This window comes from Psychrobacillus vulpis, assembly GCF_006861825.1.
GTDB lineage: Bacteria > Bacillota > Bacilli > Bacillales_A > Planococcaceae > Psychrobacillus > Psychrobacillus vulpis.
Genome location: NZ_VDGI01000051.1, coordinates 1 through 2,641, shown reverse-complemented (window position 1 = coordinate 2,641; position 2,641 = coordinate 1). Strand labels below are relative to the sequence as shown.

Genomic DNA, 2,641 nt, shown 5'->3' with positions numbered 1-2,641 from the left:
ACTGTCTACGCTTAAAGGCTAATGTTACCAGTAGCCCTCCAAGACTCGCTACGAGTGAATGGCTAGTTCTTTCTCGGCGGGAATCCCACCCGCTATATGATACGACCTAAGCTCGGCCGCACAAGCAACCGTTAGTAAAAAAATCAATTGTTTATTAAAGTAAAACTTTCGCTCTTTCCATTCCATTCTACTTTTATTACTAACTCATCTTTTACACTTGTAGATGGGCTATTAGAAATCGGTAGATCACTTTGATAAATGCCTTCTTTATTTAAAAAAGCCTTATTCCCACCAAAATCTACTACTCCGTTATTTTTTGCTTCAACATAGTAACTAAAAGTATCAATTTTCTGTATGCTATATCCCTTGTAGTTTATCTGAATTTGATATGTTTCGTCTCCGTTAGTCTGATTAACAGTTACTTTGGAGGACCAATTTTCACCCTCGCCAACAAACATTAAGTCGTTCTCATTTGCTTGGCATGAAAACAATAATAGGAATACCAAAAATATAGTTGCTAAAGTTAATTTTTTGACAGAAATCACACCCCATAATCAATTAGTTATCTCACAATTTCCCTATTACCTTTGTTCAACAAACCTGCCCCGTTAGTTGAATAAGAAAAAAGAGATGCCTTCCCCAACCCCATAATCTTTAACTAAAGCATTCTTTAGTTCAATAAGTTCAACAAAAAGGAGCATTAATCCTTCTTGGATTAAATGCTCCGAGTTGGAGTATATATATGCATTGTCAGTCACAAGGGAAAATTAAGTCTCCTAAATCTTCAGGCTCCTTTTCTGTAATTTTTGTTGTTATAACAGCTCCGGTTGTAATAGAAATGAATGATTTCTCTAATTCAAAAACAATAGAAGTTAAGATTTGACTTTTCTCATCTTTATATCCGTATCCACTAACTTTCTTAATTTTGTTTTGTTCCACAGAAAAACTTGAACTCATTAGTAGATGTTGATTGGGGGCAATTTCTGAATCATAGATATATTCAATTGGTTCTGGTGTTTCCTGTTCTTCAATTATGAGAAAGTCATCTCCTATTTCGTCTTCGAACCAATCTATTTTCCAATACCAGAATTCAAGGGAATGTGGGTTTTTTATCTTTAAAATAAGTTGGATAGTTTGAAGATCTAAGAAATTATTGTATTGGTAAACATTAAGTTGATTTGCATAAATACCCGTCAATAAACATCCCTGTACCGGCTTTAAGCTTTGCCAATCTATTTTCAATTCTGTTCCCCCCCTTTTCTTACTTCTTCAACTATACTGCCCCTTTAGTTCAACAAGAAAGAAAGAGTTGCATAAGCAACCCCACGTTCTTCAACTAAAGCAATGTTAGTTCAACAACTATTTTGTTTGTAGCCCATTTGAACGTATAGATTCTAAAGTGGCTTCTATACGTTCTTATACCATTGGATAAATAAATTTTATCAAATTTATTACCTTTAAAAGAATATTAGAAGTAATGTTCCAACGATAAAACAATAATAGGTAAAATAAACCAACTTCCCATTTTTCATTATTCCCATAAACCACTTCATCGCAAAATAGGTCATTAATAGCGTTGCAATAAATGCAGCCAAATAGGGGATTGCTAAGTCTATTTTATTCGGCTCATTCAAAAAATCAGAAAAACCAAGTATAACTCCTCCGAAGCTCACAGGGATATACAACATAAATGAAAATCGAAGTGCTGTATCTTGTTTCATTCCAACTGCAATTGCAGAAATTATCGTCGCACCCGAACGGCTAATTCCTGGAGTCAATGCGACAGCCTGACCTAATCCAACTATGAATGCATCCTTAATCTTGATTTCCCTTTCGCCTTTTACACCTTTAATATTGCGAATTAACCACAAGGCAACCCCTGTAACGAAGAGCATCACCGCAATTGTTGTCATACTGACATTTTCTGCAATATAGTCTTTTAAAAAGATCCCAAGAACGCCCGCAGGTATAGTACCAATGACAACAAAGCAAACAAACCGAAAATCACTCTTATAGCTAGGATTTTTCGTTTTTAAATAACGAATTGAATTGATTGCAAGCCTAACGATATCTTGTCTATAAATATAAAGTATTGCAAGTAGTGACGCCGTATTTGTTAATATTGCAAAAGTAAATCCTTGCTCCCCTAACCCCAAAATCTCACTTACAATCATCACGTGCCCACTTGAGGACACTGGAATCGGTTCTGTAAAACCTTGAACTAAACCAATTATTATCATTTTGACTATTAATAGAATATCTAGTTCTCCCATTTTTACCTCCCTATAAATTCTTATTCTTAGATCAACGATTGTTGGACCTTCTATTTCTAATTTTAAATATATTAAACTGAAATCAGAAAAAACATCGATTAATCTAACAAATTGATGGCTAAATGTTACATTTTAGTCACTTTAGACTTTGATAGGAAGTTAAAACCATTCTCTTTTTTCTTAATGAACTAGCCTGCCCCATTAGTTTATTAAGAAAAAAGAGTTGCCTAAGCAACCCTTTATCTTTAACTAGTCGAGTAGAAGGGAACCTCTCTACCTTGCGGTAGATTGTGTTCCTCCCCCCTCACAGAACCGTGCTTGCGCTATTTACGCACACGGCTCTTCCAAGTCACCATTCACAAAATGTA

The 2,641-nt window shown here is 34.9% G+C and carries 4 protein-coding genes; all 4 read right to left on the bottom strand.

The genetic code is table 11. The features are described from left to right. Positions 1-143: 143 nt before the first annotated feature. The gene (locus FG384_RS19360) at positions 144-545 is read right to left on the bottom strand and encodes a hypothetical protein (protein ID WP_142644325.1); all 402 of its coding nucleotides are present in this window, start codon (positions 543-545) and stop codon (positions 144-146) included. A gap of 63 nt (positions 546-608) precedes the next feature. After that, entirely contained in the window at positions 609-758 is a 150-nt protein-coding gene (locus FG384_RS19950; protein ID WP_166462501.1) for a hypothetical protein, read from the bottom strand. Further along, complete coding sequence (locus FG384_RS19355; RefSeq protein ID WP_142644324.1) at positions 751-1,242, bottom strand: hypothetical protein; 492 nt, start codon at positions 1,240-1,242, stop codon at positions 751-753. The genes FG384_RS19950 and FG384_RS19355 overlap by 8 nt, the downstream gene beginning before the upstream one ends. Before the next feature lie 215 nt (positions 1,243-1,457). Beyond that, a complete protein-coding gene (locus FG384_RS19350; protein ID WP_142644323.1) occupies positions 1,458-2,273 on the bottom strand; it encodes an undecaprenyl-diphosphate phosphatase in 816 nt (271 codons plus the stop codon). Positions 2,274-2,641 lie beyond the last annotated feature (368 nt).

Bases quoted from the DNA above. Each gene is read 5' to 3' on its own strand.
- FG384_RS19350 (WP_142644323.1), bottom strand. From the start codon at position 2,273: ATGGGAGAACTAGATATTCTATTAATAGTCAAAATGATAATAATTGGT.